This is a genomic window from Pseudomonas sp. H1h (assembly GCF_000633255.1).
Classification (GTDB): Bacteria; Pseudomonadota; Gammaproteobacteria; order Pseudomonadales; family Pseudomonadaceae; genus Aquipseudomonas.
In genome coordinates this window covers 98,417-119,421 of the sequence record NZ_AYMJ01000001.1, presented here as the reverse complement: position 1 = coordinate 119,421, position 21,005 = coordinate 98,417, and the positions used below count along the sequence as shown (strand labels likewise).

General features: G+C 60.9%; 19 protein-coding genes. 9 read left to right on the top strand and 10 right to left on the bottom strand.

Annotated elements, in window-relative coordinates:
• Positions 1 to 6 precede the first annotated feature (6 nt).
• From U862_RS0100490 to U862_RS0100460, 8 genes are all read left to right on the top strand, one after another.
• On the top strand, positions 7 to 801 hold the full coding sequence (locus U862_RS0100490; protein ID WP_025108601.1) for a carbon-nitrogen hydrolase family protein: 795 nt from the start codon (positions 7 to 9) through the stop codon (positions 799 to 801).
• Positions 802 to 849: 48 nt separating this feature from the next.
• Positions 850 to 3,267, top strand: coding sequence for a pyrroloquinoline quinone biosynthesis protein PqqF (gene pqqF, locus U862_RS0100485; RefSeq protein WP_025108600.1), 2,418 nt, complete (start codon positions 850 to 852; stop codon positions 3,265 to 3,267).
• Between the two features lie 168 nt (positions 3,268 to 3,435).
• On the top strand, positions 3,436 to 3,510 hold the full coding sequence (gene pqqA, locus U862_RS29300; protein WP_003444522.1) for a pyrroloquinoline quinone precursor peptide PqqA: 75 nt from the start codon (positions 3,436 to 3,438) through the stop codon (positions 3,508 to 3,510).
• An 81-nt stretch (positions 3,511 to 3,591) separates the two neighbouring features.
• Complete coding sequence (gene pqqB / locus U862_RS0100480; protein WP_025108599.1) at positions 3,592 to 4,503, top strand: pyrroloquinoline quinone biosynthesis protein PqqB; 912 nt, start codon at positions 3,592 to 3,594, stop codon at positions 4,501 to 4,503.
• A gap of 144 nt (positions 4,504 to 4,647) precedes the next feature.
• A complete protein-coding gene (gene pqqC / locus U862_RS0100475) occupies positions 4,648 to 5,400 on the top strand; it encodes a pyrroloquinoline-quinone synthase PqqC (protein ID WP_025108598.1) in 753 nt (250 codons plus the stop codon).
• Positions 5,397 to 5,672, top strand: a complete 276-nt coding sequence (gene pqqD / locus U862_RS0100470) for a pyrroloquinoline quinone biosynthesis peptide chaperone PqqD (protein WP_025108597.1) — start codon at positions 5,397 to 5,399, stop codon at positions 5,670 to 5,672. The genes pqqC and pqqD overlap by 4 nt, the downstream gene beginning before the upstream one ends.
• Positions 5,665 to 6,804, top strand: coding sequence for a pyrroloquinoline quinone biosynthesis protein PqqE (gene pqqE / locus U862_RS0100465; protein ID WP_177327300.1), 1,140 nt, complete (start codon positions 5,665 to 5,667; stop codon positions 6,802 to 6,804). The genes pqqD and pqqE overlap by 8 nt, the downstream gene beginning before the upstream one ends.
• Complete coding sequence (locus tag U862_RS0100460; RefSeq protein ID WP_025108595.1) at positions 6,770 to 8,581, top strand: S9 family peptidase; 1,812 nt, start codon at positions 6,770 to 6,772, stop codon at positions 8,579 to 8,581. Before pqqE ends, U862_RS0100460 begins: the two co-directional genes overlap by 35 nt.
• A 130-nt stretch (positions 8,582 to 8,711) precedes the next feature.
• Here U862_RS0100460 and U862_RS29295 read toward each other — a convergent pair whose 3' ends face one another.
• Positions 8,712 to 8,870, bottom strand: a complete 159-nt coding sequence (locus U862_RS29295) for a YqaE/Pmp3 family membrane protein (protein ID WP_003228885.1) — start codon at positions 8,868 to 8,870, stop codon at positions 8,712 to 8,714.
• A 196-nt stretch (positions 8,871 to 9,066) separates the two neighbouring features.
• Positions 9,067 to 10,350, bottom strand: a complete 1,284-nt coding sequence (locus U862_RS0100450) for an aspartate aminotransferase family protein (protein ID WP_025108594.1) — start codon at positions 10,348 to 10,350, stop codon at positions 9,067 to 9,069.
• A gap of 169 nt (positions 10,351 to 10,519) precedes the next feature.
• Here U862_RS0100450 and U862_RS0100445 point away from each other — a divergent pair, with 169 nt between their 5' ends.
• Positions 10,520 to 11,434 (top strand): LysR family transcriptional regulator, encoded by a 915-nt coding sequence (locus tag U862_RS0100445; RefSeq protein WP_025108593.1) that lies wholly within the window; start codon positions 10,520 to 10,522, stop codon positions 11,432 to 11,434.
• 227 nt (positions 11,435 to 11,661) lie between these two features.
• Here the strand turns inward: U862_RS0100445 and U862_RS0100440 are convergent, their stop codons facing one another.
• The 8 genes from U862_RS0100440 to bioF all read right to left on the bottom strand — a co-directional run bounded on the left by U862_RS0100440 (position 11,662) and on the right by bioF (position 20,995).
• Entirely contained in the window at positions 11,662 to 13,440 is a 1,779-nt protein-coding gene (locus U862_RS0100440; protein ID WP_025108592.1) for an acyl-CoA dehydrogenase C-terminal domain-containing protein, read from the bottom strand.
• Positions 13,441 to 13,639: 199 nt separating this feature from the next.
• A complete protein-coding gene (locus tag U862_RS0100435) occupies positions 13,640 to 14,929 on the bottom strand; it encodes a GGDEF domain-containing protein (RefSeq protein WP_025108591.1) in 1,290 nt (429 codons plus the stop codon).
• A 192-nt stretch (positions 14,930 to 15,121) separates the two neighbouring features.
• Positions 15,122 to 16,927 (bottom strand): phenylacyl-CoA dehydrogenase, encoded by a 1,806-nt coding sequence (locus U862_RS0100430; protein WP_025108590.1) that lies wholly within the window; start codon positions 16,925 to 16,927, stop codon positions 15,122 to 15,124.
• Positions 16,928 to 17,204: 277 nt separating this feature from the next.
• Positions 17,205 to 17,501 (bottom strand): hypothetical protein, encoded by a 297-nt coding sequence (locus U862_RS0100425; protein WP_003228898.1) that lies wholly within the window; start codon positions 17,499 to 17,501, stop codon positions 17,205 to 17,207.
• A 109-nt stretch (positions 17,502 to 17,610) separates the two neighbouring features.
• The gene (gene bioD / locus U862_RS0100420; RefSeq protein ID WP_025108589.1) at positions 17,611 to 18,291 is read right to left on the bottom strand and encodes a dethiobiotin synthase; all 681 of its coding nucleotides are present in this window, start codon (positions 18,289 to 18,291) and stop codon (positions 17,611 to 17,613) included.
• Complete coding sequence (gene bioC / locus U862_RS0100415; protein WP_025108588.1) at positions 18,288 to 19,100, bottom strand: malonyl-ACP O-methyltransferase BioC; 813 nt, start codon at positions 19,098 to 19,100, stop codon at positions 18,288 to 18,290. The genes bioD and bioC overlap by 4 nt, the downstream gene beginning before the upstream one ends.
• On the bottom strand, positions 19,093 to 19,824 hold the full coding sequence (locus U862_RS0100410) for an alpha/beta fold hydrolase (RefSeq protein ID WP_025108587.1): 732 nt from the start codon (positions 19,822 to 19,824) through the stop codon (positions 19,093 to 19,095). Before U862_RS0100410 ends, bioC begins: the two co-directional genes overlap by 8 nt.
• A complete protein-coding gene (gene bioF, locus U862_RS0100405) occupies positions 19,817 to 20,995 on the bottom strand; it encodes an 8-amino-7-oxononanoate synthase (protein ID WP_025108586.1) in 1,179 nt (392 codons plus the stop codon). The genes U862_RS0100410 and bioF overlap by 8 nt, the downstream gene beginning before the upstream one ends.
• Positions 20,996 to 21,005 lie beyond the last annotated feature (10 nt).

Sequence of the window (21,005 nt, the reverse complement as noted above, 5' to 3'; positions counted from 1 at the left end):
TCCCCGATGCGTGTAGTCCTTTACCAATGTCCACCGCTGCCTCTGGACCCCGCCGCCAACCTGCAACGCCTGCACCAAGTGGCGATGGAGGCCAAGGGCGCCGACCTGCTGGTGCTGCCGGAGATGTTTCTGACCGGCTACAACATCGGCGCCGAGGCAGTTAGCACATTGGCCGAGGTCTACAACGGCGAATGGGCGCAACAGATCGGTCGAATTGCCAAATCCGCCGGACTGGCGATTGCCTACGGTTATCCGGAGCGCACCGCCGACGGGCAGATCTACAACGCCGTGCAGTTAATCGATGCGCACGGCGAGCGCCTGTGCAATTACCGCAAGACGCATCTGTTCGGCGATCTGGATCACTCAATGTTCAGCCCGGGCGAAGACGATTTTCCGCTGGTCGAGCTCAACGGCTGGAAGCTCGGTTTCCTGATCTGCTACGACCTGGAGTTTCCGGAGAACGCGCGACGTCTGGCGCTGGCCGGCGCCGAGCTGATTCTGGTGCCGACGGCGAACATGATTCCGTTCGATTTTGTCGCCGACGTCACCGTGCGTTCGCGTGCCTTCGAAAACCAGTGCTACGTGGCCTATGCCAACTATTGCGGGCATGAAGGCGAGATCCACTATTGCGGGCAAAGCAGCATCGCCGCGCCGGACGGCAGTCGTATCGCCCAGGCCGGCCTTGATGAAGCGCTGATCGTCGGCGAGCTGGATCGTCAGTTGATGGTCGATTCTCGCGCCGCCAATCGCTACCTCAGTGACCGCCGCCCGGAGCTTTACAACGCACTGAACAAGCGCTGACCCCACGCAATCCGCTAGCATTGGCACTTCACTGTTCTGGAAGTGCCCATGCCTGCGCCGACTCACCCCCGCCCTCACACTGAAACCCTGGCCAACGGCTTGCGCGTGACCCTGCGTCATGTGCCTGGTTTGAAGCGCAGTGCCGCCGCGTTGCGGGTGGCCGCCGGTAGTCATGACGTGCCGCTGGAGTGGCCGGGACTGGCGCATTTCCTCGAGCATTTACTGTTTCTCGGTACCGAGCGGTTTCCTGCCGATCAGGCACTGATGGCCTACGTGCAAAGTCATGGCGGCCAGGTGAATGCCAGCACCCGCGAGCGCACGACCGATTTCTTCTTTGAACTGCCGACCTCGGCTTTCGGCGCCGGGCTTGAGCGTCTGTCAGACATGCTCGCCCAGCCGCGTATGAATCCGGACGATCAGTTGCGTGAACGCGAAGTACTGGACGCAGAATTTGTCGCGTGGTCGCAGGATCCCACCGCGCAGCAGGCACTTTCCTTGTACGAGGTTTTGCCGGCGACGCACCCGTTGCGTGGCTTTCATGCGGGCAATCGCGACAGCCTGAAGGTTGAGCAAACGGGGTTTCAGCAGGCGTTGAAGGATTTCCATCAGCGCTTCTATCGCAGCGGGCAAATGACCTTGAGTGTGGTCGGGCCGCAAAGCCTTGAAGCGCTGCGCACACTGGCGCAGCAGTTCGCTGCGGCGCTGCCGGTTGGGGATAACGTTGTGCAAGCCGCAACCCAGCCACTGCAAGTAACAAGTTATCAACAGATCGGTGGGCAGCACTGCAATCTGCTGTTTGCCTTCGAAGCGCTGCCCGACACCTGCGTCGAAGCGCTGGCGTTTCTCTGTCATTGGCTGAACAGCGCCAAACCCGGCGGCCTGCTCGCCTATCTGCGCCAACAACATCTCGCGGACAGCCTGAAAGCTACACCGCTGTACCAGTTTGCCGGGCAAGCCTTGCTGCATCTGCAATTCGCTGCCCCCGCCGAATCGCTGAAGGCTATTGGCCAACAGGTGCTGGATTGGCTGAGCTTCTTCGCCGCACAGCAGGACTGGGCAGCGCTGCGCGAGGAGTACGCCAACCTGCTGGAGCGTCAGCAGCACGTCAGCGGCGCGTTGCAATTGGCACGCCTCGACAGCGAACAGCTCGAACACGGCTTGTCGGAAAACGGCGTCGTCGCCCTCAAGCAGATCCTGCGCGACATGGGTGTTGTGGATAACTTCAGCGCGCACTGGCATCTGCCTGCCGCCAATCCCTTCCTCGGATCGAGCGAACCACTGGCCAATGCCGGGCTGATTCGCGGTCAAACCAGCGCCCATCGAGGCCTGCGCACATTTGCCCAGGATCGCTCACGCAGCCGCCGCGAACGCTCGCCGATGCAGTTCAGCCAGGCCTTGGCGGACAACGGTGATGAAGGGGCGATTTACCTGCGCTGGCAGTTGGAAGCGGCGGCAACAACCGACCTGCACGGCAAGCTGCAACGCAGTCTGCGGGAAATCCGGGAGGACGCACGCCAAGCCGGGATCGAGTTGTCGCTCAGTGCCAGCGGCACGCAATGGCTGCTGAAACTGACTGGGCTGCAAGAACCGATGCCAAGCGTCCTGGAACATGCGCTGAAATGTCTGGCGCAAGTCGACGCCGATTCTCCGAGCGCTGAGCCAGAAGCAGCGTTGATACCGATCCGCCAGTTGCTCAAGGCCTTGCCGGAACATTGCCTGCCAGCGGCGGCGCAATCGGACGACGCCCAACAGCTGTGGACAACTTCTCGCTGGGACGGACTGGCTCTGGGCCTTAGCGCACAGACGCAGTCCGCCATGGGCCTGGCCCTGAGCCGCATTCCCGGCATCCCGGACAAGCAAATCCCGGTATCGCCCGCCAGCAATGCTCGACACGTATGGAGCCACATCGACACAGCCTCCAGCGAACATGCGTTGCTGCTGTTCTGCCCGACCGCGAGCCGCGAGATCGCCGACGAGGCCGCCTGGCGATTGCTCTCGCAGCTGTGCCAGACCCCGTTCTATCAGCGCCTGCGGGTCGAGTTGCAGTTGGGTTATGCGGTGTTCAGCGCCTTGCGGCAGATACACGGCCAGACTGGATTGCTGTTTGGTGTGCAATCGCCCGATGCCGCGCCAGTGGTGTTGCTCGACGCTATCCAGCAGTTTCTCGCCAGCATTGCGGGGCTGATCGAACGTCTGGATGACCACAGTTTCAAGCAACTGCGCCAGTCACTCGCAGAACAATTCAACGAAAACAATCTGTCCGCCAGGGACGCCGCCGATTTGCTATGGCAGGCCAGACTCGCTGGCCACTCGTCGGATTATCTGGCGCAACTGATCGCAGCCATCGGGCAATTGGAGCGCCCGGCACTGCTGGCGGCAGTACAACGCTTGAACGGCGCCGAGGGCGGCTGGCACTGTCTGGCCAGCAGCGCGTCACCGGGCGCACCGTGGCAAGCGGCAAAATGATCATTACTCAGGCTGCAAGGAGCTTTCTCAAAGATTCACGGGCAATCATCTGGAAATTTTGAGTAACATAGCAGCCTAACTATTTGGAACATCCCTGCGCTGCCGTGGACTATAACTATGGACAGCGCTATCCCATCCACCGCATCACCCACTTGAAGGAGTCACCTCATGGCTTGGACCAAACCGGCTTACACCGACCTGCGTATCGGCTTCGAAGTCACCATGTACTTCGCCAGCCGCTGAGTTCTGCCTACGCAGACTTGCAGTGCAACGCCTCGGCTCGCCGGGGCGTTTTATTTTCAGCGTTGAAAGATGGGAGCGTTCATGTTCGTCCAGATTCTGGGTTCGGCCGCCGGTGGCGGTTTTCCGCAGTGGAACTGCAACTGCGTCAATTGCGCAGGCTTTCGCGACGGCAGCCTGAATGCCAAGGCCCGCACCCAGTCGTCCATCGCGATTTCCGACGACGGCGTGAACTGGGTGCTGTGCAACGCCTCACCGGACATCCGCGCGCAACTGCAGAGCTTCGCCCCGATGCAACCGGGCCGCGCCCTGCGTGACACCGGCATCAGCGCGATCATTCTGATGGACAGCCAGATCGACCACACCACTGGCCTGCTCAGCCTGCGCGAAGGCTGCCCGCATCAGGTCTGGTGCACGGACATGGTTCACGAAGACCTGAGCACCGGTTTCCCGCTGTTCAAGATGCTCACCCACTGGAACGGCGGGTTGAACTGGAACCGTATCGAACTCGACCGGAGCTTCACCGTCGCCGCCTGCCCGAATCTGCGCTTCACTCCGCTGCCACTGCGCAGCGCGGCGCCGCCCTACTCGCCGCACCGCTTCGATCCGCACCCGGGCGACAACATCGGCCTGATCGTCGAAGACCTGAAGACGGGCGGCAAGCTGTTCTATGCGCCGGGTCTGGGCAAGGTTGATGCGCCGCTGCTGGAGATCATGGCTGGCAGCGATTGCCTGCTGGTGGATGGCACGCTCTGGGACGACGATGAAATGCAGCGTCGTGGCGTCGGCACCCGCACCGGTCGCGAGATGGGCCACCTGGCGCAGAACGGCCCCGGCGGCATGCTCGAAGTGCTGGAGCAATTACCCAAGCAGCGCAAAGTGCTTATCCACATCAACAACACCAACCCGATTCTCGATGAAGATTCGGCGGAGCGTGCGGAGCTGGCGCGGCGTAATGTTGAAGTGGCGTTCGATGGCATGAGTATTGTGTTGTAGCGACCGGCCTCTTCGCGAGCAAGCTCGCTCCCACCTTGGATCTGTGGTGTATACACAACCCCTGTGGGAGCGACGATTCGACTTGCTCGCGAAGGCGTCAGACCTGACACCCAAGATTCCAACGGTTGTTCCCGGAGAACAGACATGACTGACACGCCAATGTCCCCCACCGAATTCGAAGCAGCCCTGCGTGCCAAAGGCGCCTATTACCACATCTACCACCCCTATCATGTGGCGATGTATGAAGGCCGGGCCACCCGCGAACAGATTCAGGGCTGGGTCGCCAACCGCTTCTACTATCAGGTGAACATCCCCCTGAAAGACGCGGCGATCCTCGCCAATTGCCCGGATCGCGAGATCCGTCGCGAGTGGATTCAACGCCTGCTCGATCACGACGGCGCCCCCGGTGAAGACGGTGGTATCGAAGCCTGGCTGCGCCTCGGTCAAGCGGTCGGCCTCGACCCGGATCAACTGCGCTCTCAGGAGCTGGTATTGCCCGGCGTGCGTTTTGCCGTCGATGCTTACGTCAACTTCGCCCGCCGGGCCAGCTGGCAGGAAGCCGCCAGCAGCTCGCTGACCGAGTTGTTCGCGCCGCAGATCCACCAGTCGCGTCTCGACAGCTGGCCGCAGCATTACCCGTGGATCGACCCGGCCGGCTACGAGTACTTCCGCACCCGCCTCGGTCAGGCACGGCGTGATGTCGAGCATGGGCTGGCGATCACGCTCGAGCACTACAAGACCCGCGAAGGCCAGGAGCGCATGCTGGAAATTCTCCAGTTCAAACTGGACATTCTTTGGAGCATGCTCGATGCCATGAGCATGGCCTACGAACTGAACCGCCCGCCGTATCACAGCGTCACCGCACAACGGGTCTGGCACAAAGGAATCACCCTATGAGTTTCGATCGCAGCAAGACACCGACCTGGCGTCCCGGCTACCGCTTCCAGTACGAACCGGCGCAAAAAGGTCACGTGCTGCTCTACCCCGAGGGCATGATCAAGCTCAACGACAGTGCTGCGCTGATCGGTGGATTGATCGACGGTGAACGCGATGTCGCAGCGATCATCGCCAAACTCGATGAGCAGTTCCCCGGCGTGCCCGAGCTCGGTGACGACATCGAGCAATTCATGGAGGTTGCCCGTGCACAGCACTGGATCACCCTTGACTGATCTGCCGCCCAAGCCTGAGGTCGGCTTGCCGCTGTGGCTGCTCGCCGAACTGACCTACCGCTGCCCGCTGCAGTGCCCGTATTGCTCCAATCCGCTGGATTTCGCCGAGCAGGGTAAAGAGCTGAGCACCGAGCAGTGGATCAAGGTGTTCCGCGAAGCGCGGGAGATGGGCGCGGCGCAACTGGGCTTTTCCGGTGGCGAACCACTGGTGCGCCAGGACCTTGCCGAGCTGATCCGTGAAGCGCGGCAGTTGGGTTTCTACACCAACCTGATCACCTCCGGCATCGGCCTGACCGAGCAGAAAATCAGCGACTTCAAGAAGGCGGGCCTCGATCACATCCAGATCAGCTTCCAGGCCAGTGACGAGCAAGTGAACAATTTGCTCGCCGGCTCAAAAAAAGCCTTCGCGCAGAAGCTGGAAATGGCCCGGGCGGTGAAGGCCCACGGCTATCCGATGGTGCTGAACTTCGTCACCCACCGGCACAACATCGACAAGATCGACCGCATCATCGAGCTGTGCATCGCGCTTGAGGCCGACTTTGTCGAACTCGCCACCTGCCAGTTCTATGGTTGGGCGCAGCTCAATCGTGTCGGCCTGTTGCCGACCAAGGAACAGCTGGTGCGCGCCGAGCGCATCACCAACGAATACCGCGCCAAACTGGAAGCCGAAGGGCATCCGTGCAAGCTGATTTTCGTCACCCCGGACTACTACGAAGAACGCCCGAAAGCCTGCATGAACGGCTGGGGCAGCATCTTTCTGACGGTCACGCCGGACGGCACTGCCCTGCCCTGCCATGGCGCCCGACAGTTGCCAGTACAATTTCCCAATGTGCGCGATCACAGCATGCAGCACATCTGGTACGACTCGTTCGGCTTCAACCACTTTCGCGGTTACGACTGGATGCCCGAGCCGTGCCGCTCCTGCGACGAAAAGGAGCAGGACTTCGGCGGCTGCCGCTGCCAGGCGTTCATGCTCACGGGGGACGCAAGCAATGCCGACCCGGTGTGCAGCAAATCCGAACATCACGACGTGATCCTCAAGGCCCGCGAAGAAGCCGAGCACGCCACCCAGACCATCGAACAACTGGCCTTCCGTAATGAACGAAACTCACGCCTCATCGCCAAGGGCTGAGCCTTTCAGCGCCTCGCAAGCCGTCGCTGCCGGCATGGATTTCGCCGAACTGCAACTCGGTGCCAACGGTTTGTTCTGGAATGAATATCGCCCGGAAGATGCCGCGTGCAGGATCTGGCAGTGGCGCGACGGCGTGGCGAAATGTCTGACGCCTGCGGGTTTCAGCGTGCGTAGCCGGGTGTACGAATATGGCGGTGGCGCGTTTGGTCTGACGCCGAACGGGGTGGTTTTCGTCAATGAGGCAGACCAGCAGCTGTATCGGCAAACACTGGAAGGCGCGCCTCAAGCGCTGACATCCGGCGAGTGCCGTTATGGCGATCTGCACGTTGCCGACGGGCAGGTGCTGGCGGTCGAGGAACTGCGCGACCAACACCGGCTCGTAGCGATTGATCTGGCTGAGGGAACCCGGTGTTTGCTGGCAGAAGGCGCGGATTTTTACGCTGCGCCGATCATCAGCGCCGACGGTTCGCGACTGGCCTGGATCGAGTGGAGCCGGCCGCATCAGCCGTGGACCTCAACGCGGCTGATGGTGGCTGAGCGCATGACTGACGGTACATTCAGTTCCCCGCGATGCGTGGCGGGTGCCGAGATTGAAGAGTCCATTCAGCAACCGCGATTCGATGGCGAAAATCGCCTGTATTGCCTGACCGATCGCGGTGGATTCTGGCAGCCATGGGTTGAAACCTCCGACGGTTTGAGACCATTGCCAGCCGCGCAGGCCGATCATGCGCCCGCGCCGTGGCAAATGGGCGGCTGCACCTGGCTGCCTGTCGAGGATTTGTTTTTGGCTAGCTGGAGCGAAGGCGGTTTTGGCCGTCTGCTGCTCGGCAACGAAGACTTCACCGGCGATTACAGCCGCTTCCGCCATCTGGCGCTGGATCAGCAATTCATCTACTGCATTGCCGCCTCGCCGATCAGCCCTTCAGCGGTCATCGCGATTGATCGCGCTACTCGCGAAGTCAACGTGCTGGCCGGCGGCGTGGCGCCACTGCCCGCCGAACGCATCAGCCGTCCGCAAACCCTGCGCTATCCGAGCGGCTCGGGCGAGGCCCACAGCTTCTTCTATCCGGCGATGAACGACGAAACCAGGCCACCGCTGGTGGTGTTCATCCACGGCGGCCCGACTTCGGCTTGCTATCCGATGCTCGACCCGCGCATTCAATACTGGACGCAACGCGGTTTCGCCGTCGCCGACCTCAACTACCGTGGCAGCAGCGGTTATGGCCGCGAATATCGCCAGGCCCTGCACCTGAGCTGGGGCGACGTGGATGTCGAGGACGCCTGCGCGGTGGTGGCGTATCTGGCGGAACAAGGTTTGATCGATGGCGAGCGCGCCTTCATCCGCGGCGGCAGCGCCGGGGGTTACACCACGTTGTGTGCGCTGGCGTTCCAGCAGGTGTTCCGCGCGGGTGCCAGCTTGTATGGCGTCAGCGACCCGGTGGCACTGGCCCGCGCGACACACAAGTTCGAAGGCGATTACCTCGACTGGCTGATCGGCGATACCGAGCAGGACGCCGAGCGCTACGCCGCCCGCACGCCATTGCTGCACGCGAGCAAGATTGGTGTGCCGGTGATTTTCTTTCAGGGCGAACTGGACGCCGTCGTCGTGCCACAGCAGACCCGCGAGATGGTCACGGCACTGGAGCGCAACGGCATTGCGGTCGAGGCGCATTATTACGCTGATGAGCGCCACGGCTTTCGCCGTGCAGTGAATCAGGCGCATGCGCTGGAGCAGGAGTGGACGTTTTATCGGCGGGTAATGGGGTTGGCGGACTGATCCGCGCCGCTCTCAAAGTAGCGTCGCCTCATTCGCGAGCAGGCTCGCTCCCACCTCGGATCGATGGTGTTCACAAATCCCTTGTGGGAGCGAGCCTGCTCGCGAAAGCTGTCTGCCGGGCGACGCTAAATCAACGCTTGGCGATGATGTACACCGCATGCACGATCCCGGGAATGTAGCCACACAGCGTCAGCAGAATGTTCAACCAGAACGCCCCGCCAAACCCTACCTGCAGAAACACACCCAGTGGCGGCAACAGAATGGCGATGATGATACGAATGAAGTCCATGGGTCAGCTCCTGATTGGGGGTTGGCTCACTTGAGCCATACAAGCTAATCGACCCGTGCCGTTCGTCAGGGTTCAGTGCCGTTGCTATTTGATCGCCACTACCCAGGACAAAAAAACGCCCCACGTCAAAAGAATCAGGCGTGAGGCGTGCGTTATACCGCGAGACGGTTCTTGAAATCAGGTGGGAAACTTCGGATCAGACGGCAATCCCTTTGCGACACTGCAATTGCGCGGTGCGCACCCGCGAGAAGGCGCGGGTCAGGCGCAGGAGCATCTCGTCGATATTGGCCTTGCTGACGGTGAGCGCCGGCGTGAAGCGCAGGCAATTGGCTTGTGGCGCGTTGAGCAGCAGGCCTTCATGCAAGGCTGCATGGACCACGGCATCGGCAGAATCTTCGGACAGGCTCAAGCCCCAGAACAACCCTTGCCCACGCAATTCGCCATGGCCGTAACGGTGTGCCAACCTCGCGAGGCCTTCGCGCAGGTACTGGCCATGGTCGTTGACTTGCTGCAGAAACGCCCGGTCCTGCACGCTGTCGAGCACCACCAGACCGGCCGCAGTCATCAGGGCGTTGCCGTGATGGGTGCCGCCCAGTTCGCCTGCCTCGAAACAGCAAGCCTTGCCCCGCGCCAGCAGCGCCGCCAGCGGCACGCCACCACCGAGACCCTTGCCGAGCACGACGATGTCCGCGCGGACGCCGTAGGACTGTTCGGCGAGCAAGGTGCCACAGCGACCGATACCGGTCTGTACTTCGTCGAGAATCAGCAGAATGCCCAATTCGTGGCACAGCCGCTCAACGCCTTTGAGGTAATGCTCGGTGGCCGCAATCACCCCGGCATCGCTCTGGATCGGTTCGAGCATGATAGCCACGGTTTGCGCATCGACAGCCGCATGCAGCGCCGGCAGGTCGTTGAATGGCACCCGATCGAAACCCGGCAACAGCGGAGCAAAGCGGTTGTGCAGGTTGCAACTGTCCGACGCCGAAATCGTTGCCAGACTGCGCCCGTGACAGCCTTGCTTCGCCACGATGATCCGCGACGCGCCGCCACGATGCAGCTGGCCCCATTTGCGTGCCAGTTTGATCGCCGCCTCGCAGGCCTCGCTGCCGCTGTTGAGCAAATAGGCCTGATCGCTTGAGGTGCTGGCACACAAGCGCTCGGAGAGGCTGAGCATGCCGCGATTGTGCAGATTGAAACCGGGATTGATCAGCGCCTGAGCCTGGCTGGCAATGGCTTTGACCAATGCCGAAGGGCTGTGCCCCAGACTGTTGGCGCCGCCGGCCTGGGCGAAGTCCAGATAGGCGCGGTCATTGCTGTCCCACAGCCACGAGCCCTGGCCGCGCACGAACACCTGCTGCGGGCGTTCGACGCTGGGCATCAGGCGTTCGGCATTCAGGCTCTCGCCTGCATCGGGTGGGTTGGCCTCGAACGCAAGGTCATCAAGACTTGGCGTCTGGCGCCGCAAACTGAACAGATTCATTGAAAAAAACCTCGTTCGAGGTTTTTTGAACTGCCTATGTAAACACTCTCGAAGCAAACGCTATTCATCGCGCTCTCTGGCCCTGTAAGCCTTGTGATTGCGGTTAGACTAGGCTTACAGAAGGCTTCGGGCCATTTCGATTTACCAGCATTTTCGATAAGCATTACTTATGGATTTCAAACAACTGCGTTATTTCGTCGCGGTCTACGAAGAAGGTCATGTCGGCCGGGCTGCCGAGCGTCTGTCGATCTCGCAACCGGCGCTGTCACAGCAGATCCGCCAGCTCGAACAGAACCTCGATGTCACCCTGTTCGAACGCAGCAGCAAACGCCTGCTGCCGACCCTGGCTGCACACACGTTGTACAACCACGCCCTGCCGCTGCTCGATGGACTGCAACGGGCGCGTGAGGCGCTGGGCAACTTCAAGGGCCAGGCGGTGCGCACCTTGGCGATTGGTGTGCTGCAAACCGTACACACCAGCCTCGTGCCACAAATGCTCGAGCGGGTGCGCAAGGCGCAGCCACATCTGGTGGTGCAGATTTATGAATTGACCGGACTTGAGATCGAACGACGATTGCTCAATGGTTCGCTGGACATCGGCATCAGCTATCTGCCACCGCGACAGCCCGGGCTGCATGGCGTGATGCTGTACGAAGATGAGCTGACGCTGGTGATCCCGGCAGATCATCCATTGCGTGAGTTCAAGAAGGTCTCGATGCGTCAGGCCGCCGAGTTGCCGATGTTATTGCTGGGTGAAGAGTTCCAGATCCGGCAGATCTGGCAGGCGCAACTGAGCAGCCTCGGCCGTCGTCCGCAGGTGCAGGCCGAGCTGAACAATATGGTGGGGATTCTCGACAGTTTGCCGCACACCAAGCTGGCGACGGTGCTGCCGGGGCGCTCGCAAAAAGAATACGACGATCAGGATCTTCTGTGGAAGCCACTGAGTGAGCCACGGGTGCCGCTGAAGGTTGGCCTGGTGTGTCGCGACGTGCAACGCCAGCAGGCCTCTTTGGCGCTGCTACGGACATTGCTGGAGGAGGTGATGGAACGTGAAGTGAAACCGGCGCTGGATCCCCTGGCCTGAACACTTTTCTTCAGGCAAAAGAAAACCCCGCCGAAGCGGGGCTTTGCAGACTGTTTCCCTGACATCCATTTCACTCCGCCACCCTGGCAGAATCCTACGTGTCCGTGTTGTTGCTTTGCGCTTCCTGCGCGACGTCCATGAGTTGTAGATTAGCTGTGGATCCAATCTACGCCTATGGGAGAACAGCAGCACGTCATGTAAGAAAATGCTTACATGACGTTACATCATCAGAACTGCTCAGCGCTCAGCAGGAACAGCGATTCGCTGCCAGCCTTCACCGACGCGCTCAACGAGTGAATACGCGGCAACAGACGGGCGAAATAGAACCGTGCGGTGCCCAGCTTGCTGGCGTAAAAATCGTCCTGCGCTTCCTTGCCCAGCGAAGCTTTGGCCATCAGTGCCCACATGTAGGCGTAGGAAACGTAGCCAAACGCTTGCAGATATTCGACCGAGGCCGCGCCGATTTCGTTCGGATTGGTCTTCGCCCGATCCAGCAGCCACGCAGTCAGCTCGTCAAGCGTGCCGACGGCATCGTTCAACGGCTTGGTGAATTCGCCCAGGTCAGCGCTGGCCGTCGCGGTGAAGTGGCGAATCTCGTCAGCGAACAGCTTGTAGAACGCGCCGCCACTGCCCACGATCTTGCGCCCGACCAGGTCCAGCGCCTGAATGCCGTTGGTGCCTTCGTAGATCTGGGTGATGCGCACGTCACGCACCAGTTGCTCCTGGCCCCACTCGCGGATGTAACCATGACCGCCGAAAATCTGCTGGCCGTGAACGGTGGTTTCCAGGCCCAGGTCGGTGAGGAACGCCTTAGCCACCGGAGTCAGTAAGGCCACCAGATCTTCCGCACGTTTGCGGGTCGTGGCGTCTTCACTGAACTTGGCGGTATCGAGCTGCATCGCCACGTAGGTGGAGAATGCACGGCCACCTTCGTTCGACGCTTTCATGGTCAGCAGCATGCGACGCACGTCCGGGTGGACGATGATCGGGTCAGCGACCTTGTCCTTGTTCTGCGCGCCGGTCGGCGAACGGCTCTGCAGACGATCGCGGGCGTATTCAACGGCGTTCTGATAGGAACGCTCGCCGCTCGCCAGGCCTTGAATGCCGACGCCCAGACGCTCGTAGTTCATCATGGTGAACATCGCCGCCAGGCCCTTGTTCGGCTCGCCGACCAGATAACCCACGGCTTCGTCGAAGTTCATCACGCAGGTCGCGGACGCCTGGATGCCCATCTTGTGTTCGATCGAACCGCAGGTCGCCGGGTTGCGCGCGCCCAGGCTGCCATCGGCATTGACCATGAACTTGGGCACCAAAAACAGCGAAATGCCTTTCGGGCCGGCCGGTGCGTCCGGCAGTTTCGCCAGCACCAGGTGAATGATGTTTTCGGTCAGATCGTGTTCACCGCCGGTGATGAAGATCTTGGTGCCGCTGACCTTGTAGGAACCGTCGGCCTGAGGTTCGGCCTTGGTGCGGATGATGCCCAGGTCGGTGCCGGCATGCGGCTCGGTCAGGCACATGGAGCCGGCCCAGATCCCGGCGTACATGTTCGGCAGGTACGCCGCTTTCAGCTCTTCGCTGGCGTGGGCGTTGATCGACAGGCAGGCACCGGCGGTCAGCATCGGGTACAGACCGAAGGACAGGCTGGCAGAGTTGACCATCTCTTCGACTTGCGCCGAAACGGCTTTGGGCATGCCCATGCCGCCGTAGGCCGGATCGCCACCGACGCCAACCCAGCCGCCTTCGGCGTAAGTCTGATAAGCCTGTGGGAAACCGGCCGGCGTGGTGACGGCGCCGTCCTTCCAGTGGCAACCTTCTTCGTCAGCTGCACGGCTCAGCGGCGCGATGCTTTTGCTGGTGACCTTGCCGGCCTCTTCGAGAATGGCCTCTACGGTTTGGGCATCGACGGTCTCGGCCAATGCCGGCAGTTCGGCCCAGAGTTTGGCGACTTCGAATACTTCATTGAGGACGAAGCGCATATCGCGCAGCGGCGCTTTGTAGTCAGCCATGGCAAACCTCGCAAGATCTAAACAGGTGATTCGTGGAAGAGTGTTTTCGTTGAGGCCGAGTGTACCTCAACAACTTTTGTGACACATAGGGTCAGGCAGTGACTGTTTTGTTATTTTTGGTCACCAACAGTTCAACTAAAAACAAAGCCCGCAATCAGCGGGCTTATTAGTGAAGAGTGGCCATTGAGCAGAGCACAGTTCAGCCTGCCGCAGCGTCCATGCGTACCGCACCGCGACGGTTCTGACCGAATGCCATCACGCAGTTTCGGCCCGCACCCTTGGCGCTGTAGAGGGCCTGGTCGGCGGATTTGAGCACTTCTTCGGGGGTGCGCTGCTCAAGGCGTTCAGCGACGCCGATACTGACCGTGACCGACACGCTGGACGCGCCGGAACCTGATCGCCGCTGCCGTCCTTGCTGATCATCCTGTGGACGGTTTTCCTGATTACGCAGCTGAATGTTGTAGGAGGCAATCGACTCGCGAATCACTTCCAGGTGCGGCATGCACTCCTCAAGGGTTTTGCCTGCAAACACCAGGGCAAACTCCTCACCGCCATAGCGATACGCCCTACCGCCACCGCTGATTTTCGACAGCTTGCTGGCGACCAGCCGCAGCACCTGGTCACCCACATCGTGACCGTGGGTATCGTTGAATTTCTTGAAATGATCGACATCGCTCATCGCCAGTACATAGTTGCGCCCCAGACGCTGCATGCGCTCATTCAGCGCGCGACGTCCCGGCAACCCGGTGAGCTCGTCGCGGAAGGCCATTTGATAAGCCTCGTGCGCCACGGCAGCGGCAATCATGAGCATCACCTGGCTGCACATGATGTTCAGGGTAAACGGCAGGATGAAGGTTTTCGGCAGCATCCAGAACACGCCGAGCAACCCGACCAGTTGCGCCGCATGCAGCGGGCGCGGATTGCGCCAGTATTGCCAGGCCAGCAGCAGGAACGCCGAGAGGAACACCGGATAGGACATCTGGATCAGGCTCATCCAGGCGCCGTGCAGCGCCGGCCAGCGGATCTCCGAGAGCCACATCAGCAGCGCCTGCGGATAACTCTGCTCAAGTCCTAGGGCAACACTGCCAAAGGCCAGCAGCACGGCGAAGCGCGCGACCATGTCCTGAAACAGATGGGTACGCTCCTGCCACGCGGCAAACAGCCCGAACAGCAACGGCAGCAGCAGGCAGACCAGATGGAACACCACGGCGGCGTCTTCGCGCACTTTGCCGTTGTCGCGGTAATAGTCGGTCTGGGTGTCGAGCAAAAAGTAGGCGATGTACACCGTGAGCATCAGAAACAGTTCACGTTGACGTCGGTAAACCGCACAGTAAGCACCGCCCAACAGCAACACCAGAGTCGGCAGCACGTTGAACAGCGAAGTGAAGAACACATTGAGGTCTTTGACGTACGCAGCCGCCAACCCCGCGAGTAACAACAGCAGTGAAGGTAGAAAATGACTGAAACGTACAGCGGAAGAACGCGGCAAGGGTAAAGCTCCGACCCGTCATATCAAAGAGATGGCATTGTGCCTGCAATGTGGCCAGTTAAGCACACACAATGTGATCCAGATCACACGCAGTCTCTTTAACGGCAGAAAACCCGGGTTTCTGAGCGATTTTGAAACAAAAAAACCGCTGCCCCCAAGGGAGCAGCGGTTTTCGTCAGACCGCGTTAAGGCTTAGTAGCCCAGCGCGAAGTCTTCTTCCTTCATGTCCATCAGGTTGTTGGCGCCCGACAGCATGGTGGCCACGTGAGTGCGGGTACGTGGCAGGATGCGCTGGAAGTAGAAGCGCGCGGTTTGCAGCTTGGCAGTGTAGAACGCTGCGTCGCCGGTGCCTTCTGCCAGCTTCTCGGCTGCCAGACGCGCCATGTCGGCCCAGAAGTAGGCCAGGCAGGCGTAACCGGAGTACATCAGGTAGTCCACGGAAGCCGCGCCGACTTCTTCGCGATCTTTCATGGCAGCCATACCGACCTTCATGGTCAGCTCGCCCCACTCTTTGTTCAAGGCCGCCAGCGGTGCGACGAACTCTTTGACGGCTTCGTTGCCTTCGTTGTTCTGGCAGAACTTGTGGACGATCTTGGTGAAGCCTTTGAGAGCCTCGCCTTGAGTCATCAGCACTTTACGGCCCAACAGGTCGAGTGCCTGAATGCCAGTGGTGCCTTCGTACAGCATCGAAATGCGGCTGTCGCGAACGTTCTGCTCCATGCCCCACTCGGCGATGAAGCCGTGGCCGCCGTAGATCTGCACGCCGTGGTTGGCGGATTCGAAACCGACTTCGGTCATGAATGCCTTGGCGATTGGCGTCATGAACGCCAGCAGCGCGTCGGCCTTCTTCTTCTCTTCTTCGTCGACGCCGTATTTGACGATGTCGACCTGCTTGGCGGTGAAGTACACCATCGCGCGGTTGCCTTCGGCGAATGCCTTCATGGTCAACAGCATGCGGCGCACGTCAGGGTGCACGATGATCGGGTCAGCGGCCTTGTCCGGCGCTTTCGGGCCAGTCAGGGAGCGCATTTGCAGACGATCGCGAGCGTATTTCAGGCCGCCCTGGAAACCGATTTCGGCGTGGGCCAGACCTTGCAGTGCGGTACCCAGACGAGCGGTGTTCATAAAGGTGAACATGCAGTTCAGGCCTTTGTTCGCCGGGCCGATCAGGAAACCGGTGGCGCCGTCGAAGTTCATCACGCAGGTGGCGTTGCCGTGGATACCCATCTTGTGTTCCAGCGAACCGCAGCTCACTGCGTTGCGTGCACCGAGGGTGCCATCAGCATTGGGCAGGAACTTTGGAACGATGAACAGGGAAATGCCTTTGGTGCCAGCCGGAGCATCCGGCAGGCGGGCCAGTACGATGTGGACGATGTTGTCGGCCATATCGTGTTCGCCGGCCGAGATGAAAATCTTGGTGCCGGAGACTTTGTACGAACCATCAGCCTGAGGTTCGGCTTTGGTGCGCAGCATGCCCAGGTCGGTGCCGCAGTGCGGCTCGGTCAGGCACATGGTGCCGGTCCACTCGCCGGAAACCAGCTTGGTCAGGTAAGCGTCCTGCTGCTCTGGGGTACCGTGCTCGGAGATGGTGTTCATCGCGCCGTGCGACAGGCCTGGGTACATGCCCCACGACCAGTTGGCCTCGCCAACCATTTCGCTGACTGCCAGACCCAGCGACTCCGGCAGGCCTTGGCCACCGTGCTCTACGTCATGCGCCAGGCTTGGCCAGCCGCCTTCGACAAATTGCTTGTACGCCTCTTTGAAGCCAGTCGGGGTTTTCACGCCGGACTCGCTCCAGGTGCAGCCTTCGAGGTCGCCCACGCGGTTCAGCGGTGCCAGTACCTGCTCACAAAACTTGGCGCCTTCTTCGAGAATGGCGTCAACCATGTCCGGCGTTGCGTCGGCGCAAGCCGGAAGGCTCTGATAGTGCGCTTCGTAGCCGAGCAGTTCGTCACGAACGAAGCGAATATCACGCAAGGGGGCCTTGTAGTCAGGCATAGCGATAAACCTCTGCTGATGTAACCGGGAATGAACGACCGTGTTGATTTGTTGTGACGGTCAAACAGTTGTTTGAAACATACGTTTACGCCGAAATCTTGTCAAGCATCGATCTTTTGCCGTTCGTCATCACTGCTTTCAAACCGCCGGACACACCAAACCGCCATGCACGGCAATGCGTCATGGGCGATAAAAAAAGATTAGTTGAGGGAGAAGGACTTACAACGAAAAACGCCGCGACAAGGCGCGGCGTTCAGCAAACAAGAGGCGAGAAAAATCAGGCAAACGTATCGATGATCGTCCCGAGCATTTCATCGGAAGCCTTGGCGACTTTGGTGCCCAGCTCCACTTGGAACTTGCCTTGGGCCATCTCGGCCATGGCGCTGCCCGGATCCATCTGCTGGCTGCGGTCGATACCGCGCAGACGATCCACTTGCGCCTCGGAAGACTGGCTGGTGACCGAACGCTCGATGGTGTTGTTGGCAATCTGGCTGGCGGCCTGATCGACGCGGTTCTGCCCGGTCTGAATGGTGCTCAAACCCGCATAAAAAGCTGTGTTACCGGAGATTTCCATGGGAGTTCTCATCCTTGGGAAGGATCAATGGTTGCCATTGAAGCAGACGCGCCAGAAAAACACTCGTCAAAAATACTGATGGCACAGTGCCTTGTCATAGCCAAAAACATTAATCGAGCAAATCCAGCTGCAAATGATCAGCCACTGCCTCGGCGCTGGGTGATTTCAATTTCGGCACGCGCCCCAGGCACGGTGCCGGTAGCCGTTCGGCCAGCGTCGCCAGATTCTCTTCCAGCCGCGAAGTCTTCGGGTCAATGATATTGGCCACCCATCCGGCCAGTTGCAGCCCATCGCGAGCGATCGCCTCAGCCGTCAGCAAGGCATGACTGATGCAGCCCAACCGCACACCCACCACCAGAATCACTGGCAGCTTCAATGCAATCGCCAGGTCCGAGAGATTGGCCTGATCCGCCAACGGTACCCGCCAGCCACCCGCGCCTTCAATAAGGGTGAAGTCGGCATTCATGGCGAGAATCTCGCGCATCGGTGCCAGCAACGATTGCACCGTCAGCGCCACGCCCGCCTCGCGCGCTGCCAGATGCGGAGCGATAGCCGGCTCGAATGCCACCGGATTGACCTGTTGATAAGTCAGCGGCACCGAACATTCGGCCAACAGCGCCAGCGCATCGGCATTGCGCAGCCCCTTGGGCGTCACTTCGCAGCCAGAGGCCACCGGTTTACCCGCCGCCGTACTCAGTCCTGCCGTCCGTGCTGCATGCAGCAACCCGGCAGCCACAGTCGTCTTGCCGACATCAGTGTCAGTCCCGGTGATGAAATAGGCTGCGCTCATAAGGGCTTCTCCAACACGGCGTAAACCACCTGATAGGTCGCCGGCAATCCCTGTGCCTGACGGTACTGCTCATAAGCCTCGACCAGACCGAGAATCCGCGCCCGCCCGGTCAAACCACCCGGCCGACCGGGGTTCAGATTGTGCGCGCCCAGTGCCTTGAGTTCGTGGGTCAGGCTGCGCACATCCGGGTAATGCAGCACATGCGCCTGATTCTGCAGACTCACCGTGCGCAGGCCACTGTCCGAGCACAACTGTTGATAACGGGCGAATTCGCGGAAGCGGTTGACGTGCACCATGCCATCGACCTGACGCCAGCTATCACGCAGTTCGTACAACGTCCCTACACAAAGACTAGCAAACGCAAAAATCCCGCCGGGTTTCAGCACGCGAAAAGCCTCACTGAGCACCGACTCGAAGTCCGCACACCACTGCACCGCGAGGCTGGAGAAAATCAGATCACACGTCGCCTCCCGCAGCGGCAGACGCTCGGCATCACCGGCGATGAAATGCTCGGCGCCACCCAACGGCCGCGCGTGTTCGAGCATGCCCTCGGCGATGTCCAGCGCCAGCCCCTGCCCCGCGATAAAATACTCAGCCAATGCACGAGTGAAATACCCGGTGCCGCAGCCCAGATCCAGCCAACGTGATGGCACCCAACCCGTCGGCAAGCGTTGCAGCAACTGCGAACCGACATCACGCTGCAACTCGGCGACGCTGTCGTAACTGGCCGCTGCACGGGAAAAAGAGGCCGCGACCTGGCGCTTGTCGGGCAAGCCGCCGGGCAGCGCAACAACAGACAAATCAGTCATCACCGCACTCATGTAGAAAAGCCTGGATCGCACCCGCCACGCCGTGGGGGTCTTCCAGAAGAAACGCATGACTGGCCTGTTCGATCAGGCCGATTTCGATGTCCGGCAGCAGCGCGAACAATTCACCCGCTGCCTCCGCAGGCACCAATCCGTCCTGCCCGGCGAACAGGTGCAACTGCGGGCCGCGAAAAGCCTGCAACGCATCCCGCGTGTCCATTTGCGCGAGCAACTGGAGCCCGGCCATCAATACCGCTGGCGCCGTGTTCGGCGCACCGCCGAGCATCAGGCGCGACAAACCGCGCGGGTCTTGCGCACCCTGGGCACACAGCAGCGAGAAACGCTTGAGGGTAGTTTTCGGATCGGCCATGCAGCCGGCGAGAAACGCATCGAACGTCTCGCCCGGCATCGCACTCGGCCACTGCCCGTGGGCAACGAAGGATGGATTGCTCGCCAGCGTCAGCACACCGCAACAACGCTCGCCACGCCGCGCTGCCAATTCACAAGCGAGCATGCCGCCCAGCGACCAGCCACCCAGCCAGGCATCCTGAGGAATACGCTCATCGAGTTCGTCGAGCCATTCCTGCAGATCGCGGGAGTCCAGTTCCGGCAACGGCTCGACCTCGACATGCAGATGCTCGTCGAGCCCCTGCAACGCCGCCGCCAAAGGCTCCAGCGGCGAAACACCGAGCCCCCAGCCGGGCAGCAGAATCAGGCGATTACGCATGGCTTGGCTCCGAGGAGAGTTGGGCAAAGCAATCGTCCAGTCCCTCTAACAATAGCTGCACCTGCGCTTCGCTGTGGGCGGCGGTCAGGGTCACGCGAAGACGCGCGCTGCCGGCGGGCACGGTGGGCGGGCGGATTGCGGTGACCATCAAACCGCGTTCGCGCAGCATCTGCGACAGGCGCACGGCGCGACCGGCATCGCCAATCAGGATGGGCTGGATCGGGGTGAAGCTGTCCATCAACTGCAGACCGATTTGCTCAGCGCCATGGCGGAACTGACGGATCAGCGTCTGCAAATGTTCTCGGCGCCAATGTTCCGTGCGCAGCAACTCCAGACTTTTCAGCGTCGCACAGGCCAGCGCCGGTGGCTGGCTGGTGGTGTAGATGTACGGTCGGGCGAACTGGATCAGGCTTTCGATCAGGTCCTCACTGCCGGCAACAAATGCGCCCGCGGTGCCGAACGCCTTGCCGAGGGTGCCGACCAGCACCGGCACATCGTCCTGGCTCAAGCCGAAATGCTCGACGATTCCGCCGCCATTGGCGCCCAACGGGCCGAAGCCATGAGCATCGTCGACCATCAACCACGCGCCCTTGGCTTTCGCTTCCCGAGCCAGTGCCGGTAGGTCGGCAATGTCGCCGTCCATGCTGAACACCCCGTCGGTGACCACCAGCGTGTTGCCGGTGGCTTTCTCCAGGCGCTTGGCCAGGCTGTCGGCGTCATTGTGCAGATACCGATTGAAACGCGCGCCGGACAACAGGCCCGCATCGAGCAGCGAGGCGTGGTTGAGCCGGTCTTCGAGCACGGTATCGCCCTGCCCGACCAGCGCCGTGACCGCGCCGAGATTGGCCATGTAACCGGTGGTGAACAACAGCGCACGCGGTCGGCCCGTGAGATCGGCCAGTGCTTCTTCGAGTGCATGGTGCGGACCGCTGTGGCCGATCACCAGATGCGACGCCCCGCCACCGACGCCCCAGCGACTGGCACCGACGCGCCAGGCTTCGATTACCTGCGGGTGATTGGCCAGGCCCAGATAGTCGTTGTTGCAGAACGCCAGCAGCGGCTGGCCGTCGACCACCACTTCAGGCCCCTGCGGGGATTCGAGCAGCGGGCGCTGGCGATAGAGGTTTTCGGCACGGCGGGCAGCAAGGCGTGCGGCGAGATCGAAAGACATGCAGGCCTCG